At 41.8% G+C, this 2338-nt stretch carries 1 protein-coding gene and 1 pseudogene; both read right to left on the minus strand.

Annotated features, from left to right (window positions below; all coding sequences use genetic code 11):
• The coding region (locus ASU35_RS04025; RefSeq protein WP_147525361.1) for a transposase at positions 1-748 on the minus strand (748 nt) is incomplete at its 3' end.
• Between the two features lie 545 nt (positions 749-1293).
• Positions 1294-2291, minus strand: a pseudogene (locus ASU35_RS04035) (IS3 family transposase); the annotation flags it as partial.
• Between the last annotated feature and the right edge of the window lie 47 nt (positions 2292-2338).

The raw sequence follows: 2338 nt of genomic DNA on the forward strand, positions 1-2338 counted from the left end.
CCAGATACCGCAGATCTCTTTTCACATAACCGAGCTGTCTGCGGAGTGTGCTGCGGATTTTCTTTGCCGTGTGTTTTCTGCTTTTGGCAAACGCAAGATATTCTTTCCTGGCACGTTTGCGGTAGCGTCTGGGCAGCCTCAGACCATAGGCTTTGCAAAATCGGTAAATGATGGTTTCCAGCTTTTCTCTTGCTTCGTTCAGAAGTGAGATATCCTGCGGATAACGGATATTTGTAGGTGCACAGGTTGCATCTATGGTCAACGTTCCTTTGTTTGTCTCTTCTTTTGCAGTATTGTCATCACTGGATTTTCCTGCAGATGGAGGCATATGGTTATCTTTGTCATCCTCCTTATGAGCAAGAAGATAATCGTTTACTTCCATCAACATTTCTGCTGAAATGCGCTTGCGGAAGAGAACCAGCGTACTTGCATCAAACGGGGCTTCTTCCTGAAACCCGGGAAGTCCAATAAAGTATTGCAGATACGGATTCTCTGCAATCTGTTCCACGAGCTCACGGTCAGAATACTGGAACTTGGTCTGGATGATCAGAGCTCCTAATGCCATACGAAGAGGCTTGGCAACATTACCCGTGTCACTGGGGAACAGCTTAGCATATTTTACTTCAAATTCATCCCATGGGATTCGGTCAGCCAGTTTGATCCAGCGGTTATCCGGATTCATGTGGAGTCCCATAGGCTGGTTAAAATCGAGGAATGAGTGCTGTAACTTGTCGATTGGTTTGTACATTGATTTAGCTCCTTTATCCTTAAAATATGCAGGAAAACTGCAAGAAAAACGATTTGATTTTATCAAAACCCTTGCAAATATTGTACCAAGTCTCTAGTGCGACGGCTAGCCCTAAGTACGTGAAACCACTACTTTTTAGAATTATAATAGCAGTTTTTGTTTTTATGTTGTATTGTTAAGTTACCACACTAAAACAAACACATAACAACAAGAACTGCTATGCTTATTCTATCATGTATTCTGCCGGTCTTCGTATTGGTGAAGTGTGTAACCTTCGCTACGAAGATATTTCCCGAAAAAAATATGCGCATTCATGTTACTCATGGTAAAAATCGTAGTGATCGCTATGCCATCCTTTCCAAGTATGCTTTGGATATCATGACTGATTACTGGTTTGCATATGGTAAACCCACTGGATATCTGTTTCCTAAACAGCATAATCCTGATAAACCGATTGACACTTTTTATCTTTCAAGAAACATCCACAAACACGAGGAAGTACTCGGCTGGCCTAAGCGAATTACCTGTCATTCCTTTCGTCATGCGAAATAACGTTCCATCGGGGCATTGTCGTATGGATATCCTGCCTTGCTCATGCTCTGTGTTACATGAACTGATTCACAGAATTCAACAAATGCTTTTGAAGTGAACTGTGATCCTTGATCACTATGGAGAATCAGTTCACCCTTTATTTTAGGCTGTGAGTCCAATGCTTTCTGTAAAGTATGTATGGCAAGATCGCTGGTAATGTTGCGATCTGTAACGCTTGCAATAACGCTTCGGTCGTGCAGGTCTATGATTGTGCAATTGTAGCGTACATCATGATTTGCCAGAAAGAGATATGTGAAATCAGTGCACCATTTCCGGTTGATTTCGTCCGCAGTGAAATCCTGTTTAAGCTTATTCTCAAATACTTTATGAGATTTTCCATGTTCATATCCCGGCTTTTTCGGGCGCACAATCGAACGGAGTCCCAGCTCCGTATTCATATATTTATGTACCGTTGTTGGACTGTAAAAATAGCCTTTACGCTCCAGATAAACTTTCATACTCCGATATCCATCAACTCCATTGTGTGCGTGATAGATTTCCTGAATCTGTGCCTGTACTTCAGTTTTACGGGCATAGTAATCTGCCTTCCGGTGTTTCCGGTAGTTGTAGTATGCGTTTGGACAAATTTTAAGCCGCCGAAGGAGCCAGCGCAGACCAAACAGCTCATGATACTGCTCAATAAACCGATAAGCCTCTAATCGATTTCCTTCGCAAAGAATGCCGCCGCTTTTTTTAGAAACAGATTCTCCTTTTTTGCTTCTTCCAGTTCTTTGCGCAACCGGAGATTCTCCTTCATAAGTTCCATTTCATTTGGTGCATCTGGATTTTCGAGGGCTTTTATTTGGCATTCTTTACTAAATTCGCTGCACCACTTGGAAATACTGGCTTTAGATACTCCATACTCAGCAGTGATGCTTTTGTAAGTACGTCCTTCTTCCTCATGGAGGCGGACAATCTTCTTTTTAAATTCTGGTGTGTAACTTTGTGGCATAATGAGTACCTCTTTTCTTGTTAGATTTATTATATCTTATTAGCCAC

It is taken from the genome of Acetivibrio ethanolgignens (genome assembly GCF_001461035.1).
Taxonomy (GTDB): Bacteria; Bacillota; Clostridia; order Lachnospirales; family Lachnospiraceae; genus Velocimicrobium; species Velocimicrobium ethanolgignens.